At 39.2% G+C, this 18656-nt stretch carries 15 protein-coding genes; 1 reads left to right on the forward strand and 14 read right to left on the reverse strand.

Annotation, left to right across the window (positions count from 1 at the left end; all coding sequences use genetic code 11):
• Positions 1–7 precede the first annotated feature (7 nt).
• The 3 genes from ACFILH_RS05425 to rpsO all read right to left on the reverse strand — a co-directional run bounded on the left by ACFILH_RS05425 (position 8) and on the right by rpsO (position 3793).
• Positions 8–1003, reverse strand: coding sequence for a class I SAM-dependent methyltransferase (locus tag ACFILH_RS05425; RefSeq protein WP_375654448.1), 996 nt, complete (start codon positions 1001–1003; stop codon positions 8–10).
• A 74-nt stretch (positions 1004–1077) separates the two neighbouring features.
• Entirely contained in the window at positions 1078–3273 is a 2196-nt protein-coding gene (pnp, locus tag ACFILH_RS05430; protein WP_375657912.1) for a polyribonucleotide nucleotidyltransferase, read from the reverse strand.
• 250 nt (positions 3274–3523) lie between these two features.
• Positions 3524–3793 (reverse strand): 30S ribosomal protein S15, encoded by a 270-nt coding sequence (gene rpsO, locus ACFILH_RS05435; protein ID WP_375611819.1) that lies wholly within the window; start codon positions 3791–3793, stop codon positions 3524–3526.
• A 314-nt stretch (positions 3794–4107) separates the two neighbouring features.
• Between rpsO and ACFILH_RS05440 the strand changes: the two genes are divergently transcribed.
• On the forward strand, positions 4108–5736 hold the full coding sequence (locus tag ACFILH_RS05440; RefSeq protein ID WP_273790593.1) for an MFS transporter: 1629 nt from the start codon (positions 4108–4110) through the stop codon (positions 5734–5736).
• 462 nt (positions 5737–6198) lie between these two features.
• On the opposite strand, the gene truB is transcribed toward ACFILH_RS05440, so the two are convergent.
• From truB to ACFILH_RS05495, 11 genes are all read right to left on the reverse strand, one after another.
• Entirely contained in the window at positions 6199–7161 is a 963-nt protein-coding gene (gene truB, locus ACFILH_RS05445) for a tRNA pseudouridine(55) synthase TruB (protein ID WP_375643393.1), read from the reverse strand.
• 4 nt (positions 7162–7165) lie between these two features.
• A complete protein-coding gene (gene rbfA / locus ACFILH_RS05450) occupies positions 7166–7573 on the reverse strand; it encodes a 30S ribosome-binding factor RbfA (RefSeq protein ID WP_375637598.1) in 408 nt (135 codons plus the stop codon).
• Between the two features lie 123 nt (positions 7574–7696).
• Positions 7697–10216, reverse strand: coding sequence for a translation initiation factor IF-2 (gene infB, locus ACFILH_RS05455; protein WP_273790590.1), 2520 nt, complete (start codon positions 10214–10216; stop codon positions 7697–7699).
• The gene (locus tag ACFILH_RS05460) at positions 10213–10848 is read right to left on the reverse strand and encodes an RNA-binding protein (protein ID WP_273790589.1); all 636 of its coding nucleotides are present in this window, start codon (positions 10846–10848) and stop codon (positions 10213–10215) included. The genes infB and ACFILH_RS05460 overlap by 4 nt, the downstream gene beginning before the upstream one ends.
• Positions 10849–12480: a transcription termination factor NusA gene (gene nusA, locus ACFILH_RS05465; protein ID WP_375631074.1), complete on the reverse strand. Its 1632-nt coding sequence runs from the start codon at positions 12478–12480 to the stop codon at positions 10849–10851.
• 47 nt (positions 12481–12527) lie between these two features.
• Entirely contained in the window at positions 12528–13178 is a 651-nt protein-coding gene (gene rimP / locus ACFILH_RS05470) for a ribosome maturation factor RimP (protein WP_273790647.1), read from the reverse strand.
• A 127-nt stretch (positions 13179–13305) separates the two neighbouring features.
• Entirely contained in the window at positions 13306–14007 is a 702-nt protein-coding gene (locus tag ACFILH_RS05475) for a tRNA (guanine(46)-N(7))-methyltransferase TrmB (RefSeq protein ID WP_375631073.1), read from the reverse strand.
• Positions 14004–15272 carry a methionine adenosyltransferase gene (metK, locus tag ACFILH_RS05480; protein WP_273790586.1) on the reverse strand — a complete coding sequence of 423 codons (1269 nt, stop codon included), beginning with the start codon at positions 15270–15272 and terminating at the stop codon, positions 14004–14006. Before metK ends, ACFILH_RS05475 begins: the two co-directional genes overlap by 4 nt.
• A 130-nt stretch (positions 15273–15402) precedes the next feature.
• Positions 15403–15816 carry a helix-turn-helix domain-containing protein gene (locus ACFILH_RS05485; RefSeq protein WP_273790585.1) on the reverse strand — a complete coding sequence of 138 codons (414 nt, stop codon included), beginning with the start codon at positions 15814–15816 and terminating at the stop codon, positions 15403–15405.
• A 148-nt stretch (positions 15817–15964) separates the two neighbouring features.
• Positions 15965–17599: an apolipoprotein N-acyltransferase gene (gene lnt, locus ACFILH_RS05490; protein WP_375667476.1), complete on the reverse strand. Its 1635-nt coding sequence runs from the start codon at positions 17597–17599 to the stop codon at positions 15965–15967.
• Positions 17562–18587: a hemolysin family protein gene (locus ACFILH_RS05495; protein ID WP_273790583.1), complete on the reverse strand. Its 1026-nt coding sequence runs from the start codon at positions 18585–18587 to the stop codon at positions 17562–17564. Before ACFILH_RS05495 ends, lnt begins: the two co-directional genes overlap by 38 nt.
• Positions 18588–18656 lie beyond the last annotated feature (69 nt).

The following is an 18656-nucleotide window of genomic DNA, read 5'->3' on the forward strand; positions in this document are numbered from 1 at the left end:
GTTTTGTTTATCTGCGCGCTTCGATAATTTTGAAACCATGGGCTTGTTCATGTATCAACACTGTGCGGAAAATATTTTTTAATAATGTTTCATAAGGCAGGTGGCGGTTTGCAACAAAAAGCAGACTGCCGCTTGGTTTTAAGCACTTTGCAGCATTTATAATAAAATTTTTTCCTAATGAAACATCTGTCGTTTGTTGTGTGTGAAACGGTGGATTTGAAATGATTGTGTCATATAGATTTGTGATAGGTTCATGTACAAGGTCATGCCAATAAAAATGAATTGGAAAAGGAGCTGTTATGGATTTAAGGTGCCGTTTTGCTGCTCTCAAAGCGTTGTAGTCGGCTTCATAAAGGTCTAGAGCGGTGAGTTTTTCACTTCTTTCAAGTGCAACGTGAGAAAGATAGCCCCATCCAGCACCAAAATCAGCCGTTTTTCCAGAAATAACTTTGAACATATAAGACGCAAGCGCAGCAGATCCTGGATCAATACGTCCGTGTGAGAACATACCAGAAGCGGTTTGAAATTTACCAAAAGTGAGCGGTGGTGAGCGCAATTGCGCAATGTTATGTCTCTCAATTTGTTGAGGAACTTGCAACCAAAATACAAGACCATGATTTTTAGATAATTTATTGGTGATGGGAACAATTGTTTTGACCCATTTCATCATTGAAGCAGCACCAGCAGTTTTATTCCCACTGATTACAATCCATCCATTGGGTTTAACGCATTCTAATAAATCAAGAAAACAATTTTGGTTCAAACCACGATATTTGCTCAAATGTAAAAATGCACCATCATAGCTGAAGGTTTTATCTATTTGAGGAGAGCAGTGAAATTGAGTATCGACAAATTTTAAAAAATCTGGTCGCCAAGGCGTAATAACTCTTAAATTTTGTGCCCATTCTTGAGCTGGGATTTCTGTTAAACCAAAACTTAGCCAACACTGGTTTGGATCAGGATACGGGAGTTCATGATTTTCAAAAGGCAAAAATAATAACACATATGACTCTTTCAAAGAAAAAAATGCCACTCCAATATTGGGATGGCATTTCATGATACGATAAGAAGAAAAACTTACTCTTCTTTTTTCTTACGGCGGCGCTTATTTTCAGGTTGTTTTTTTTCATCCACGCACTTTTCTTCATTCATCGCTTTATCACCGGTGATTTCCTTTCCGGTTGTTTGATCAACGACCTTCATTGATAACCGAACTTTTCCACGCTCATCAAAGCCCATTAATTTAACCCAAACTTTGTCACCTTCTTTTACAATATCGGTTGTTTTGCTGACGCGTTCTGATGCAAGCTGAGAGATATGAACGAGTCCATCACGAGAACCAAAGAAGTTTATAAATGCACCAAATTCTGCAGTTTTTACAACTGTTCCTTGGTAGATAGCACCAACTTCAGGCTCATCGACAATAGAATGGATCCAGCGTTTTGCCGCTTCAATGGTTTTAGCATCAGCAGAAGCAATTTTAATGGTACCATCATCTTCAATATTAATTTTTGCTCCAGTTTGTTCCACGATTTCCCGAATAACTTTACCACCAGAGCCGATAACATCACGGATTTTATCGACAGAAATATTCATAACTTCGATTCGTGGAGAAAATTCACTCAGCTCAGCACGTGCACTGGTTAAAGCTTTCGCCATCTCATTAAGGATATGAATTCGGCCTCCTTTGGCTTGTTCAAGCGCGATTTTCATAATCTCTTCGGTAATACCATCAATTTTGATATCCATTTGCAAGGCAGTAATACCATTTTCTGTTCCTGCGACTTTAAAATCCATATCTCCAAGATGATCTTCATCCCCTAAAATATCAGAAAGAACAGCAAAGCGTTCTCCTTCTTTAATCAAGCCCATAGCAATACCAGCAACAGGGCGTGCTAGAGGAACACCAGCATCCATAAGAGCAAGTGAGGTTCCACAAACCGTTGCCATAGAAGAAGAGCCATTGGATTCAGTGATTTCTGAGACAGTACGAATGGTATAAGGAAAAGATTCTTTCGTTGGCAACATGGGGTGAATTGCCCGCCATGCCAATTTACCATGTCCAATTTCACGACGACCAGGAGAACCAAGGCGTCCCGTTTCACCCACTGAAAATGGTGGGAAATTGTAATGGAGAAGGAATGTTTCCTTATACATTCCCGTTAAGGAATCAACATATTGTTCATCTTCACCAGTTCCTAGCGTTGCAACGACAATAGCTTGTGTTTCTCCACGGGTAAAGAGTGCTGATCCATGTGTGCGGGGTAAAATACTTACTTCTGATTGGATAGGGCGCACGGTAGAAAGATTGCGTCCATCAATCCGCTTTTGGGTATCAAGAATGTTCCCACGAACAATTTTTGCTTGCAACTGTTTAAATACGGTTGCAATTTGATCTGTACTAAATTGACAGTCTTTTTCTGTTTCTGGCATAAATTTATTGAGGATTTCTGTCTTTAGTGCATCAATTGCAGCATAACGTTCTTGCTTATCAGTAATTGTGTAAGCCTTTCGTATATCCTGTTCTGCCATTTTCTGCATCGCTTTTTCAAGTTCAGAAAGATCTTCAGGAACAAAATCACGAGGATCTTTTGCAGCAACTTCAGCAAGCTTTATAATGGCATCAAGGACAGGTTGAAGGCCTTGGTGACCAAACATCACGGCCCCCAACATGATATCTTCCGGTAATTCTTGTGCTTCTGATTCAACCATCAAAACAGCACTTTCTGTTCCAGCAACAACAAGATCAAGTTTTGATTCAGGCATTTCATCGATATGAGGATTAAGAACATATTGTCCATTACAATAGCCAACGCGTGCACCAGCTATAGGTCCCATGAAAGGAACACCTGACAGGGTCAATGCGGCAGAAGATGCAATCATCGCAAGGATATCGGGATTGTTTTCGAGATCATGCTGTATAACGGAAACAATAACTTGTGTATCATTTTTATATCCCTCAACGAAAAGGGGACGAATTGGGCGATCAATCAAACGTGAAACCAAAGTTTCATTTTCACTTGGTCGACTTTCACGTTTTAAATAGCCCCCAGGTATTCTACCAACAGCATAGAATTTTTCTTGATAATTAACAGTGAGTGGAAAAAAGTCCTGGTCTGGTTTTGGGTTTTTGGCCGATACAACGGTTGCTAAGACAATAGTTTCTCCATAGGTAGCAATCACTGCACCATCAGCTTGACGCGCTATTTTCCCTGTCTCAAGGGTGAGAGGACGCCCAGCCCATTCAATTTCTATCTTGTGCGTTTTGAACATTTTTTATCCTTAATGACCAGTGTTTAAATCTTTGATTGCTTACATTCTGGTTGTGCGCAGCATATTTGCAAGTTTTGGGGTGGACAACAAATTACTTCCTTTGTTGCGAGAAGAGAGAAGTAAATCGCATTAAATGTGAAACGATGAGCAGTCCTATCCCATAATAACTTATCAGTTTTTAAAATTTTTAATTAAAAGCAACACATTGAAAAAATGGGTGGTTTTTTTAAATACCACCTCCATTTTTCTTTTAGCGACGTAAACCTAACTTCTTTATAAGTGTCTGATAACGATTTTGGTCAACTCCTTTAAGATAATCAAGAAGACGCCGGCGTTGAGACACCATCTTCAAAAGACCACGACGAGAATGATTATCTTTTTTGTGAGATTTAAAGTGGTTTGTTAAATTAGAAATACGTTCAGAAAGTACAGCAATTTGCACTTCTGGTGATCCTGTATCACCAACTTTGTTTGCGTATTCTGCGACAAGAGCTTTTTTACGTTCAGCTGTAATCGACATCGTATTATCCTTTCCAAAAACGAAGAAACATAAAGTCACCCATAGCCGAGATGTCGTTCAGCTAGGGTCTGTGAGAAAACAGGAAAAGTCGAAGACTCTTACCTAATTTCGTTCTTATATAGGAAAGAAGGTTAAAATACTAGTCCTTGACAGCATTTTGAAGTCTTTCTTTAAATAAAAGCTTTTGTTTTGAAATATTGATTTAAATAGAGTTTTATGAGAAGTTTTTTAAACAATTATGCATCCTTTTGATACAAAGATTATGAGCGTGTGTGTGTGGTAACAAAAGTGATAAATACCGTTGGAGGAAAAAGATGCAGAGCATTTCAACATTAAAACTTTTTCGTAATTCGGTATTTCGAAATTTATGGTCATCTACTCTTATTTCTAATTTAGGGGGGCTGATACAAGCTGTTGGAGCAGGGTGGTTAATGGCGTTGATTAGTTCTTCGCATTCCATGGTTGGGCTAGTTCAAAGTGCCACAACATTACCACTTGTTATGTTTTCTTTGATGGCAGGGGCATTAGCTGATAATTTTAATCGGCGTCAAATTATGTTGTGTGCACAGATTATGATGATGGTCATATCGATGAGTTTATCTGTTTTAGCCTATATGGGATTTCTAACACCTTGGCTTTTGTTATGTTTTACGTTTTTGATTGGATGTGGCACAGCTTTTTATAATCCTTCTTGGCAAGCAACGATAGGAGATATTGTGAGCAGGGAAAATATTCCTGCTGCTGTTAGTTTGAATAGTGTTGGCTTTAATTTGATGCGGAGTGTTGGTCCTGCTATTGGGGGTGCCATCATTGCAACTTTAGGGGCATCGGCTGCTTTTTTGTTTAATGCTATAAGCTATATTCCTCTTATTGGTGCGTTGTTTTTCTGGAAGTCGAATTATGAAAACAACTCATTGCCACGAGAAAGGCTGTTAGGAGCTGTCTCAGATGGTTTGCGTTATGTTGCGATGTCACCTAATCTCCTGAGCATTATGGTTCGAGCGTTCCTTTTTGGTATAGGAGCAATTTCTATTTTAGCACTTTTGCCAATTGTTGCGCATAAAGTTCTTGGAGGAAGTGCCCTTCTTTATGGTACATTGCTTGGTTGTTTTGGGTTAGGAGCCATGACAGCAGGCATTATTAATGCAGTTGTACGGCATCATTTTCGTTCAGAAACAATTATTGCAAGTGCATTTATTGGTTTCGCCTTTTCTTGCTTTTTATTGGGAATCAGCCGTTCACTGATTATAAGCCATATTGCTTTATTTCCTGCAGGTTTATGTTGGGTTTTGGCCTTATCATTGTTTAATACATCTGTACAACTCTCTACACCACGCTGGGTTGTTGCACGTTCTTTAGCTCTTTATCAAACGGCATCTTATGGGGGGATGGCTATTGGAAGTGCAATCTGGGGAGGTTTAGCTGATGGTTATTCTCCAACAATTGCTTTGAGCGTTTGTTCTTTATTCTTGATTTTTGGTGCTCTTGCAGGGGTAAAATTTAGAATTCAAGAAATTCCTCAGATAGATTTAAATCCTCTTGATCATTTTAGAGAGCCGGAATTATTACTCGACCTCAAAGCAAGAAGTGGCCCGATCATGATAATGATTGATTACCAAATTCATGAAAATGAACTCGAAGAGTTTCTCAAAGTGATGACGCGTCGACGCCATATTCGATTACGTGATGGTGCGCGTCAGTGGGTCCTTTTACGAGATCTTGAAAGACCTGAATATTGGACAGAGGCTTATCATATGCCAACATGGGTAGATTATTTACGCCATAATCATCGTCGTACAAAAGCAGATGCAGAAGTCAATAAGCGTCTGCGTCATTTAAATTGTGCTCCTAACGGTATAAGAGTGCACCGCATGATTGAACGCCAAACAATACCTCAAGCCAATGAGATGCTTTTAAAAGTTTCCTCTGATCATCTCCCTTAGGGTTAAAACAGTTTTTGTAAATATTAAATATGTTAATATTATTTCGATCAACTTGTTAGCTTAATCATAACAAAAAATTGCTGCTTAAATAGTTAATAAATTGATTTATAACGGTTATTTACAATTTTTCATGTTGAGTGATAGTTCTGAAAGTCTTAAGCTTTTCTCGTTTCAAATCTATTTAGAGTAAATCAGTCCACATCTTCGCTTGCACATTACAAACGAGGGCTAAAGTGTGAGTAAAAATGATTGAAAAAGAAATAAAAAGCCTCTTATGAATCCCTTCAAATGCAAGGATTATTGCGACATTAAGAGGAAAAAGTGTGTGGTGGTGTTAGCTTATAGCACTGACTTCAATTTTGATATGAATACGGTAAATATAGACAATGAAAAGCACCATATTTTTCTTAATTGATAGAGAAAAATATCTTTTCGCAAAAGGTGGTTGTGGAAAAGAATCGATTAAATTGTGAAAATCCGCTTTGGTTTAAATAGACCTTTGTCGAGAATGCCAATAGCAAGAAGTTGTTCCTTATAGAGGACACAAATTTCCTCTTCATCAAGAGGTACTTTGTGATGATTCAAGAGGATAGAATGACCCTTGATAATTCTCTGTGCTTGAGTTTCATTAAGGATATAGTGAGGGAGGCAATCTAATGCGGCACTTGTGTCAATTAAGAGCCCATCGAGTGTTGAGAAGTTTTTTTCAAAAGAACGATTATTTTCATCTGTAGTGTTTTTATTTGGCGGAATGGCCGCTTTTAGTTCCTCCCATGTAATGAGATCTTCTTCATCAAAAGGTGCGACGGCAATACGTCTTAAATCAGCAATATGCCCATAGCAACCGAGATCACGTCCCATATCGCGTGCTAAAGAGCGCACATAAGTTCCTTTTCCGCAGGTTATTTCAAAGACAGAATGCTCTTTAGTAGGCATTTCTAATAACTTGAAAGTTTCTATTTCCACTTCACGGGGCGGAATTTCAACAACTTCCCCTTCACGCGCTAAATCATAGGCACGATTTCCAGCAATTTTGATTGCTGAAAATTGTGGAGGTGTTTGCAAAATAATACCCGTATATTGAGGAAGAAGAGCAAGTATTTCTTCTTGTGTTGGACGTATGAGAGAAGTTTTCGTTATTTCTCCTTCTAGATCATCTGTTGAGCGCTCTTGCCCCCAAGCAATATGAAAACGGTAAGTTTTTTTGCCTTGCATCACGTAAGGAACGGTTTTGGTTGCTTCGCCCAATGCAATAGGAAGGAGACCAGAAGCAAGAGGATCAAGTGTACCCGCATGTCCTGCCTTTTGAGCATGAAAGAGCCATTTGATTTGTGAGACAGCTTCTGTTGATTTCATTCCTTTTGGTTTATCAAATATGACCCAGCCAGAAACAGGACGCCCTTTTTTCTTGTGTTGCCGCGCCATATCTTTAATCCTCATCTGTATCACTATGGTGAAGATCGCGTGCAACCTCAGGCGAGCGAAGGAGGGCATCAATTTTTGAAAAATTATCAAAACTATTATCAAGCCGGAAACGCAGTTCTGGCATATATTTCATTTGTCGCAACGCATGACTGATTTCTCCACGGAGAAAACGACTATGTTTATTGAGGGTATCAACAACATCGGTATGAGAAGCATTTTTAAGAGTGCTGAGAGGTGATACAAAGCAAGTAGCAATTTTTAAATCTGGTGACATGCGTACTTCAGAGACAGAAATAACAATATCTTTTAAGATATCATCAAGCAAAATATCACGCTGTAATATATGCGCTACTGCATGACGTACTTGCTCTGCTACTCTAAGTTGCCGTTGTGATGGCCCTGCATTTTTCATCAAAGTTTTATCCTTGCTACAAGATCTCTTTTTTTGACCATTTAGATAAGGAAAAAAAGATATTGTGTATAAAATCTAATAACTTTTTCTCATTTTATAACAGAATAAGGTTATTGGATTATTTTATAATGTACGATTAATATGTTCGATACGGAAGGTCTCAATGATGTCTCCTGCGCGCATGTCGTCATAATTTTCAAAGGCTATTCCACATTCTTGACCACTTTGCACTTCACTGACTTCATCTTTAAAACGTTTGAGTGTTTTCAGCTTTCCTTCGTGAATAACGATATTATCGCGGATAAGGCGAACACCGGCTCCTCGTTCTATTTTACCTTCTGTAACACGACATCCTGCAACTTTTCCAATTTTTGTAATGTTAAAGACTTCTAGAATTTCAGCATTACCAAGGAAAGTTTCACGCTGTTCTGGTGAGAGTAATCCAGACATGGCAGCCTTGATATCGTCAACAAGATCATAAATGATGTTATAATAACGAATTTCAATTCCTTGTGTTTTAGCAAAATCACGTGCCTGCTTATTGGCTCGAACATTAAAGCCAATTACAGCAGAGTTAGAAGCTTCCGCAAGAGAAATATCACTTTCGGTAATTCCTCCAGCACCAGAATGTACAATACGCGCACGAACCTCATCATTTCCGAGTTTTTCCAATGCTGAAGCAATTGCTTCAATTGATCCTTGCACATCCCCTTTTATAATAAGAGAAAACTCCTTAACACCAGTCGTTTGCAATTTTGTCATCATCTGTTCAAGAGAACCACGCGAACCAGTTTGCCGCGCAACAGCTTTATCACGTGCTAATCGTTGACGATATTCAGAAATTTCACGTGCTTTTGCTTCATGTGTGACAACAGCAAAACGGTCTCCGGCTTGTGGTGTTCCTTGCATTCCTAAAATTTCAATCGGTGTAGAGGGAACGGCTTCTTTGACATGGCGGCCATGGTCGTCAATCAAAGCACGCACACGACCCCATTCATTTCCGGCAACTATAATATCAGAAGGGTGTAATGTACCTTTTTGAACAAGAACTGTTGCAACAGATCCACGTCCGCGATCCAATTTGGCTTCAATGATAACGCCCTCTGCAGTTCGTTGAGGATCTGCTTTCAGATCAAGCATTTCAGCCTGAAGAAGGATAGCTTCGAGAAGTTTATCAAGATTTTGACCAGTTTTAGCAGAAACTTCAACGTCCAAAGTTTCACCGCCCATAGTTTCAACAAACACTTCATGTTGTAGAAGTTCTGTACGTACTTTTTGTGCATTCGCAGCTGGTTTATCAATTTTGTTGATAGCAACAATGATAGGTACACCAGCGACTTTCGCATGATTGATTGATTCAATCGTTTGGGGCATAACACTATCATCAGCGGCTACAACGAGAACAGCAATATCAGTAACACGAGCTCCACGTGCACGCATAGCCGTAAATGCAGCATGACCAGGTGTATCAATAAAGGTAATTTTTTGACCGTTTTGTTCTACTTGATAGGCACCAATATGCTGCGTAATACCTCCTGCTTCGCCAGAAACAACATTTGCTTTACGAATAGCATCCAAAAGAGAAGTTTTTCCGTGGTCAACATGGCCCATAATGGTTACAACAGGGGGACGCTGCTGCATGTTTTGAGGATTATCTTTTATATTAAAGATACCTTCTTCTACGTCAGATTCTAAAACACGTTTAACAGTATGGCCAAATTCAACAGCGATGAGTTCGGCAACATCTGCATCAATAACATCGCCAGGTTTCATCATTTGTCCTTGTTTCATCAAGAATTTAATCACATCAACAGAACGCTCCGTCATACGTTGTGCGAGCTCTTGAATGGTAATCGTTTCAGGAAGAACAACTTCGCGAGAAATTTTTTCTCTTGGTTCTTGATTTTGTGCACGCTTAAACTTTTCCTGTCTACGCCGCATTGCAGCCATTGAGCGCCCACGTGCGTTTCCTTCTTCATCCAGTGCACTATTCAGAGTTAGCTTTCCGCGCCGCCGCTCATCAGCTCCTTTGACAACTTTTGGTACACGTATTTCTGATTTAGCAGGATTAGCACGTCGACTATGCCGTTCTTCCTCTTTATTGTCATCTATTTTGCGTTTTTCAATCACGGTTGTGTTTTTAGGCGCAATAGGAATATCTGTCTGTTCAATGAGAGGGGGAACAGGTGGAGTCTGTACTGGTGATATTTCTTCTTCTTGTTGGAGATGTATTTCTTTTTCTTTACTTTCTTGCTGTAAAATTTCTTCACGCTCTTTAGCGCGTCTTGCTTCTTCTTCGGCTTGTTCTCGCGTTATTCTTTCTTGGATATGTGCTTCTTCTAACGCGCGAAGTCTCGCTTCCATTTCAGTTGATGAAAGATTGCTTTTGGCCACAGATTCTTGAGGCTTTTTTCCCTCAAAACGCGGTTTAGAACGCTGGGGGGCCACATGCGGCTTTGTAATGGGCTGTAGGGTTTCAGCTTTTTCATCAGGTCGCGTAATTTTACGCCGTTTGGTTTCGACAACGACAGCCTTCGTACGGCCATGACTAAAATTTTGTTTAACCGTGCTCGTTTCCAAGACAGACCTCTTGAGAGTTAGTGTCTTCTTGACGGTTGTTTTGTCGTTGTTATTTTCACTCATTGTACTTCCTTCACGGCTTGTGCCGTCATCTCACTAGACTTACTATGCTTGTCGTCACGATAGCTGATCAATTTACATGTCGTTTTGAGAAATCCTTCAGCAGCCTTTGTGTCCAGTAAGGCCGCGTGCATTACAGGATTAGAGCCAAAAGCCACTCGCATTTCATCACTTGTAAATAAAGATATGGTTTTTATAGTCCGATTTGTTTGTTGTTGTATTGAATGGATGGCCTGTGCAATTTTTCGTTTCCCATCTTCTGTTGTTTCTTTAGCATGAAGTACAAGAATAACTTTACCAGAGCGGATAGCAGCGTCAACCTTTGTTGCTCCCATAACAATTGCTCCCGCTTTTCGTGCCATGGAAAGGCTTGAAAGAGCGGCTTTTAGTAAAAGCGTATCAATAACATGCACAAGATTTGGTGCAACCTCAACATCTGTTTTAAAATTTCTATGAAAAGCTTTCTGTTTTATTGCTTTCTCAATAACAGCGTGATGGGCGGAAATCCAAACGCCACGCCCTGGTAAATTCGCTTTAAGATCAGGAACAATTTGGTTATTGGGACCAATAACAAAACGGATCAGCGTTTGTGCTGAAGCATTTTTTCGGGTCACAATGCAAGTCCGTTCATTCATTTAAAGTGTATCCACATCCAAATCATCTATTTTTTCATTTTCTGTAGAATTTTCATCTTCTACAGGATTTTCTGTAACAAGATCAGCTTGGTCTATCCAGCCTGCTTGTACACGTGCGGCTAAAACCATAGCTTCTGCATCTGCGCGTGTAATGTCAAAAGGGGTTAAAATACCAGAAAAATTCTGTGTTTGACCTTCTTTGCGTTCTCTCCAACCAGCTAAATCATCAACGGCATAGCCAGCAAAGTCTTCTATCGTTTTTACACCATCCTCACCTACAGCAACCAACATAGCACTTGTCATTCCAGGAAGTGTTCGCAATTCGTCAGAAACTCCGAGCTTCTTGCGTTTTTCATCAAGTTCTTTTTCTTGATGATCAAGATATTCGCGGGCACGACTTTGGATTTCAGCGGCGGTATCATGGTCAAAACCATCAATAGAAGCGATTTCTTCAAGATCAATATAGGCGATTTCTTCAATAGAAGAAAAACCCTCTGATGCCATAACCTGTCCGATCATTTCGTCAACCTCTAAGGCTTCCATAAACAATTTACTCCGTTCAGTAAATTCTTTTTGACGATTTTCAGATTCTTCCTTTTCCGTTAAAATATCAATGTTCCATCCTGTTAGCTGTGAAGCCAAGCGAACATTTTGCCCACGTCGTCCAATAGCAAGGCTAAGTTGATCATCTGGCACAATAACTTCAATCCGTTCAGCATCTTCATCAAGGATAATTTTAGAAACTTCAGCAGGTTGCAGTGCATTAACGACAAATGTTGCCGCATCAGGCGACCAAGGAATAATATCAATTTTTTCGCCTTGTAATTCAGCAACAACAGCTTGTACACGACTTCCTCGCATTCCAACGCATGCTCCAACAGGATCAATGGAACCATCGCGTGAAACAACGGCGATTTTAGCCCGTGAACCTGGATCACGAGCTACAGATTTGATTTCTATAATACCATCATAAATTTCTGGCACTTCCATAGTGAAAAGTTTTACCATAAATTGGGGATGTGTGCGTGAAAGGAAGATTTGCGGCCCACGCGTTTCACGGTGTACATCATTGACAAAAGCACGAATGCGATCTCCATAGCGGAATGATTCACGAGGAATTAATTCATCACGGCGCACAATAGCTTCACCGCGCCCTAGATCAACGATGACGTTACCATATTCCACACGCTTAACTGTACCAGAAATAATTTCACCAACTTTATTTTTGAATTCCTCATATTGCTGATCACGCTCTGCGTCGCGTACTTTTTGTACAATAACCTGTTTAGCAGATTGTGCTGCGATACGTCCAAAATCCATAGGAGGTAAAAGATCAGCAAAAAAATCACCAATTTTTGCTTCTGCTTGATGTTTGAGAGCATCAGACAAAGTAATTTCCGTTGTATAGTCTTCAACGACATCAACGATTTTAAGCAGGCGCTGTAATTTAATTTCACCTGTTTTAGAATTGATTTCAGCACGGATATTGGTTTCTTGACCATAACGAGAACGTGCTGCTTTTTGAATAGCATCAGCCATCGCAGAAATGACAATTTCACGGTCGATTGACTTTTCACGTGCAACAGCATCTGCAATTTGCAGAATCTCAAGCCTGTTAGCGCTTGTAGCCATCAATTTTCTCCTTCTTTGTGCCACACGATGGGTATTCCCCTGTGATATTATTTTTTGAAATTGAGCGTCTGTATAGAGTCGTTAGCGTTCTCTTCGGCAATGAATTGTTGACTTAAATCTTTATTTTGTTTCAATGCATCGCGAATAAGCTCATCGGTAAGCACTAAATGTGCATTTATGATATCACAAAAGGAAATAGGGGTATACATGGCTTCTCCATAAGCAGCTTTATCAGTGTTTAAAATAAATCCATCTTGCGTGATATTTGTAAGTGTCCCGCGAAATTTTCGGCGCCCATCAATTATTATTTTTGTTTCAATTTTTGCAAGATGCCCTTGCCAATGAAAAAAATCAGATTTTCTTACCAATGGACGATCAATTCCAGGTGATGAGATTTCTAAATGATATTTGCGTTCAATAACATTTTGGACATCAAGGAGTGGGGAAACAGTTCGACTAACAGTTTCACAATCTTCTATGGTCATAGAACCATCGGCACGTTCAACCATAATTTGAAGTGTTAAACCATTTTGACCAAGGAGTTTTACACGAACCAAACGAAAACCTAAAGGTTTAAGTAGTGGTATGACAAGAGCAGCAACCTGTGCTTCGATACCCTCTTCTTCAAACAAGCGCGGTTCGTCAAGATTGCTTATTTTTTCAGCTTCGTTCATACATTTTATCCAAGTTGTTTTCATCAGTTTTATGATATTAAAAAAGAGCGGGTCCAACGGCCCACTCTTCATCATAAGACCAAGAATTTAACTATTGATACTCTTAAATTCAAAATTTTTCAAGTTGTTTATGAGAAAAGCGCTTGATCATTTATTTCTTGATAAAGGTAAGATAGGCAGGCGTTCGTCCTTCGCGTAAAGCTTTTGCTTCATAGCGGGTTCCACTCCATAGTGGATAAGGGAGTTTCCAGTCTTGAGGGCTTTCTGCTTTCCATTCAAAGTGATCATGTTGTGCACAATGGTACAAAGTCCAGTTTACATAACTGTCTATATCGCTAGCAAAGCGAAAAAATTTCCCTATTTTAAGAACACGAGCAAAACGGTTAAGATTTTTTATGTTGATGAAACGTCGTTTCCAGTGTTTCTTTTTCGGCCAAGGATCAGGATAGAAGAGGTCTATTCCATCAAGCGAGTTATCAGGGAGCCAATCAAGGAGGCGTGTAGCATCATCATTATAGAGGCGAAGACGATTTTGATGGTTTTGATGCTGTTCAAGAGACAACAATATTTTTGCCATGCCATTGATAAAGGGCTCGACGCCGATAAAACCGGTTTTTGGAAAATATTCCATTTCATGAAGTAAATGTTCACCTCCACCAAAGCCGATTTCAAGTCGAATTTCTCTTACTTTGCTTGAAAATAAGGATGTAAGGTTTGAAGGAGGAGGAACATTTAAATCAATATTAAAATTGGGGAGAAGCATTTTTATACGTGTAAGCTGACTGTTTCGAAGTTGTTTTCCTTGTCGGCGTCCAAAAAATGCTTCACTCTTACGTATATTATGTTTAATCATGGGATTTGGATCATTGTTTGAAGCGTTTTCACGAGATCAGTTTTTTCCCATGAAAACGAACCATCGTTTTTTGGTTTACGACCAAAGTGACCATAGGCAGCTGTTTTTGCATAAATAGGTTTATTGAGGTCAAGATGTTTTCGAATGCCGGTAGGTGAAAGGTCCATTATTTTGCGGATGGCTGCTTCAATAACTTTTTCATCGACTTTTCCTGTTCCATGAAGATTAAGATAAATAGATAAAGGTTGTGCAATACCAATTGCATAGGAGAGTTGAATGGTGCATCTCTCTGCTAAATGAGCAGCAACAATATTCTTAGCCAGATAGCGTGCCGCATAGGCAGCAGAACGATCAACTTTTGTTGTATCTTTTCCTGAAAAAGCACCGCCTCCATGGGGTGCTGCACCTCCGTAAGTATCCACAATAATTTTGCGTCCCGTTAATCCGGCATCGCTTTGAGGTCCTCCAATAACAAATTTTCCTGTTGGGTTAATATACCAACTGCATTGAGCTGCAATGGGAATGTCATGTAAAGCTTGGCGAATGTAAGGCTCAACCACTGTACGTACTTTATTGGAATCCCAGCTTTCATCAAGGTGCTGCGTTGAAAGAACGATGGATGTGACCTCTATTGGTTTTCCATTTTTATAGCGTATGGTTATTTGGCTTTTAGCATCTGGTCCTAATTTTCCAGTTTCTCCCTCTCCTTTATGTCGGGCTGCGGCAAGAAGTTTGAGAATTTTATGCGCATAATAAATTGGTGCAGGCATGAGATCAGGTGTTTCACGGCAAGCATATCCAAACATGATGCCTTGATCACCTGCTCCTTCTTCACCGTGCCGATCCGTAGCATTATCAACCCCTCTTGCTATATCAGCTGATTGGGGGCGCAAAAGAACATCAATTTTAACAGTTTTCCAATGGAATCCTGCTTGTTCATAGCCAATGGTACGAATAGCACGGCGCGCTGCTGTACGAAAACGTGTAGGATTAATGAGTGGAAAGCTAGTTTCATCGTAGATGAATTCTTTATTTTTATCTTTTTTTAATAGCGTATCGGGAACACGTACTTCACCAGCGATAACAACACGGTTGACACTGACGAGAGTTTCACAGGCAACGCGTACTAACCATGGATCAGTACCAGTCTTTTCAGCTTCTTTATAGATCATATCAACGATTTCATCGGAAATACGATCACAAATTTTATCAGGATGTCCTTCCGATACCGATTCGCTCGTAAAAAGATAATCTTGATGCGGCATAGGAACTCCTTCAAAAAAGAAAACCAACGATTTAATTAATTGCTTACTAAAGTCGCTACCATTTGCTAATTCTGTAGCAAATCGTCAATGCAAATTTATATGAATAAAAGAGAAAAGATATAATTTTAATTTATAACTTATTTGTCACATCTTCCTCAGAAAGTGCTTTTGCCAAGTCAATAATTTTTCGACGCACTTTAGCATCAGATATATTTGTAAAAGCGCGCATGAGCTGAATCCCTTCGCTGCTAGAACAAAAGTCTATAAAATTGTGATCACTTTCGGCAAAACCCTCTACTTGTTGGGAGGTAATACCTTTATCAAAAAAGTAAGAAACAGGAACATCCATAATTTCTGCTATCGCTTGAAGACGACTGGCACCAATACGGTTTGTTCCTTTTTCATATTTTTGGATTTGCTGAAAAGTAATTCCTAATTTTTCACCTAGTTTCTCTTGAGTGAGTCCTAAAATATTACGACGTAAACGGATACGAGTTCCAACATAGATATCTATAGGGTCAGGTTTTTTTCTAGTTTCGGTCATAATGCAACTCTTTATTTCCAGCACTTTTCTTCTAAATCAACATCATATTTATGCGAAGCTGATTTATCATATAATTAAAACAATATGTAATATTTTTTCCCAATACTACTGGTACACGCAACATAATGCCGTACAAAGGGCACTTGAATCATTTAAGCTGTTTTGTAGAACCAAAACCAACACGACACAATAGCATAAGGATGAATAAGATAAAAGTAGAGAAAGTTCTGTATTCATTGCTTCCTATAGGGGTAATGGATGATGGAACTTGTGAATCAATAATGCCCACAGCATTTTGTCGAAGAGCTACAACGATTCGTCCATAAGAATCAATAACAGCTGATATGCCATTATTGGCTGCCCGTATGAGGGGGATTCCCAGTTCAACGGCACGAAGCTGTGCTTGTTGAAGATGTTGATAGGGTCCAGGTGTTACACCAAACCATGCATCATTTGTAATATTAATAATTGCTTGAGGCGGGGAGCCTTGAAAAGTCATTTCATGGGGAAATATTGCTTCATAACAAATTAAGGGTAGATAAGAAAATCCGTTTGGCATTGTAACAATTTTGCGCACACTTGCAGTACTATATCCACCAATATTATCGGCAAGGGTACGCAATCCAATTTTTTTCAATAAATTCTGATAAGGAAGATACTCACCAAAAGGAACCAAATGAAGTTTATCGGAGGTATTTAAAATATTACCTTGAGCATTAATGACTGCAATTGTATTAAAATATTGTGTTTGGGAATGAGGTAGATCATTGCTGGCGCGTATTGCTCCGATAATAGCCCATTGTTTAGGTTTTAAAAGAGAGGCAATGCGCATTGTGATAGATGAGTTATCATAAAGAAGGTAAGGAACGGAAGCTTCCGGCCATATGATAAAATCGGGTTCTGAATTTTGATCGGTTGTTGGTGTTGCACTTAGCTTCATATGCGCTTCCAACATAGCTTCTCGTGTATTATCACGCAATTTTATATTTTGTTGGATGGACGGTTGAACAATACGCACCCAATAAGCACTTTTTTGATCTTCAGCTGTGTTTTCTATAGTATGAAGACGATAAAACCCAAAACTACAGTGAATGAATATAAGTGATAAGCAAAGAGAAAGTGCCACTTTCTTTTTTTCATTCGTTAATAAAACAGTTGGCAAACTGTAGGCTAATACAGCAAGAATATTCATTCCGTAAAGTCCTACGATTGCATCAGATTGCATGAACATTGGGGTTGGCATGGCTGTATAGCCAAGAGAATTCCATGGAAATCCTGTGAATAAAAACGCACGCAACCACTCGGATAATCCTAATGCAAAGGCTAAAACAAAAAAGCGTGCTATTCCTTTTGTCCATAATAAACCGACAATGAAACCAGAAAAAAACCAATAAAGAGAAAGGTAGAGTGGAGGGAATAAAATGGCTAATGGGACTGCCCAACCAAAAGAATCTGGATCTGTTAACAAAGCATTGCATAGCCACCAAAGGCCGCAAATAAAATAACTAAAACCAAAGGTTCCACAGCTTAAAGCGTAAGTAAAAAAATGTTTTTTATTGTTTTTGGTGGCCCGTATTGAGTCAAGTAAAACAATAAAGAGAGGGAAAGTTAAAAAGCAAAGAGGTGTTAAATAAAAGGGTGGAAGTGCAAAAGAAGTAAGAGCACCACACAGAAATATCCATGCTTGGCGCTTCCAGCCTGTAACAGAGAACAAAAAAACGATGAAATTGTTTAAAAACGCTGGACTATTCTTTAGGGATGGCATTGTTCTCAAGATTCTCATTTTTGGGAATGCGAAAAATGCGCAATCGTTTAATCCGGCGTTTATCAGCTTCTAAAATACGAAATCTATAGCCAGGTACAGCTTCGACAATTTCACCTTTAGCAGGAATGCGATCAAGAATGGAGACGATCAAACCACCAATAGTATCAACTTCATCACCATATTCCCCTACGATAAAATCAGGACCAAGAGCTTTCTCCACATCTTCTAGTTCAGTTCTTGCATCAACGAGCCATTTATTATTTGGTTCACGTACGATAGCATTGTCGACATTATCATGTTCATCTTCGATATCCCCAACGACTAACTCAACAATATCTTCCATTGAAACGAGACCATCTGTTCCTCCATGTTCATCAATAACTAAAGCCATTTGAGTTCGTGTAGTTTGCATCCGTGTTAATAATTTGCTCGCAAGCATAGAACTGGGAACAAAGAGAACTGTTCGGATCAAATCCAATTCACCGATTGGAGTATGCAAGTCTGTATGGTTTAATTGAAGCAAATCGGATTTTTGTTCGGTTTTTGTTGGGTTGATAATAAAGCGAGTGATGTAGTTAAGAATATCGCGGATATGGATCATGCCGCGCGGATCATCTAAAGTTTCAGCATAAACGGGTATACGAGAATGACCAATTTTTGCAAAACATTGAAGGGTTTCTCCAAGAGAGGTGTTTATTTCTAATGCTTCGATTTCAGAACGAGGTATCATAACATCATCCACGCGTGCTTCACGTAAGCGTAAAATGTTATGCAGCATAGTACGTTCTTCAGGTGAGAAGAGGGCGGTATCTTTTTCATTGTTAGTCGTGAGTGCAACGGTAAGATCATCGCGCAGTGACGTAGATGCACAATTACGACCCCGTAAGAATGAAAATAAATGATTCATCAGGGAATATTTCTCTGTATGATTCGTCTGTTGAGAGGGGTCTTTTTCATTATTAGAAGATGCTTGACTATTATTTTGTGCATTTATTTTGTTTGCCATGGTTTTGAAATCTTTTAGACTTTCTTTTTATAACAGATAAATAAGAGGCTTTAAATGGTATGCTGGTAA

Origin of the sequence: Bartonella sp. CL435QHHD (genome assembly GCF_042195095.1) — a bacterium.
In the GTDB taxonomy this organism is placed as follows: domain Bacteria; phylum Pseudomonadota; class Alphaproteobacteria; order Rhizobiales; family Rhizobiaceae; genus Bartonella.

What these genes read in the sequence shown, in the direction of transcription:
- ACFILH_RS05440 (WP_273790593.1), top strand. Translation starts at nt 4,108, where the DNA reads ATGCAGAGCATTTCAACATTAAAACTTTTTCGTAATTCGGTATTTCGA.
- truB (WP_375643393.1), bottom strand. Translation starts at nt 7,161, where the DNA reads ATGGCGCGGCAACACAAGAAAAAAGGGCGTCCTGTTTCTGGCTGGGTC.
- metK (WP_273790586.1), bottom strand. Translation starts at nt 15,272, where the DNA reads ATGCCGCATCAAGATTATCTTTTTACGAGCGAATCGGTATCGGAAGGA.
- rbfA (WP_375637598.1), bottom strand. Translation starts at nt 7,573, where the DNA reads ATGAAAAATGCAGGGCCATCACAACGGCAACTTAGAGTAGCAGAGCAA.
- ACFILH_RS05485 (WP_273790585.1), bottom strand. Translation starts at nt 15,816, where the DNA reads ATGACCGAAACTAGAAAAAAACCTGACCCTATAGATATCTATGTTGGA.
- infB (WP_273790590.1), bottom strand. Translation starts at nt 10,216, where the DNA reads ATGAGTGAAAATAACAACGACAAAACAACCGTCAAGAAGACACTAACT.
- ACFILH_RS05460 (WP_273790589.1), bottom strand. Translation starts at nt 10,848, where the DNA reads ATGAATGAACGGACTTGCATTGTGACCCGAAAAAATGCTTCAGCACAA.
- ACFILH_RS05495 (WP_273790583.1), bottom strand. Translation starts at nt 18,587, where the DNA reads ATGGCAAACAAAATAAATGCACAAAATAATAGTCAAGCATCTTCTAAT.
- rpsO (WP_375611819.1), bottom strand. Translation starts at nt 3,793, where the DNA reads ATGTCGATTACAGCTGAACGTAAAAAAGCTCTTGTCGCAGAATACGCA.
- lnt (WP_375667476.1), bottom strand. Translation starts at nt 17,599, where the DNA reads ATGAGAATCTTGAGAACAATGCCATCCCTAAAGAATAGTCCAGCGTTT.
- pnp (WP_375657912.1), bottom strand. Translation starts at nt 3,273, where the DNA reads ATGTTCAAAACGCACAAGATAGAAATTGAATGGGCTGGGCGTCCTCTC.
- ACFILH_RS05475 (WP_375631073.1), bottom strand. Translation starts at nt 14,007, where the DNA reads ATGATTAAACATAATATACGTAAGAGTGAAGCATTTTTTGGACGCCGA.
- nusA (WP_375631074.1), bottom strand. Translation starts at nt 12,480, where the DNA reads ATGGCTACAAGCGCTAACAGGCTTGAGATTCTGCAAATTGCAGATGCT.
- rimP (WP_273790647.1), bottom strand. Translation starts at nt 13,178, where the DNA reads ATGAAAACAACTTGGATAAAATGTATGAACGAAGCTGAAAAAATAAGC.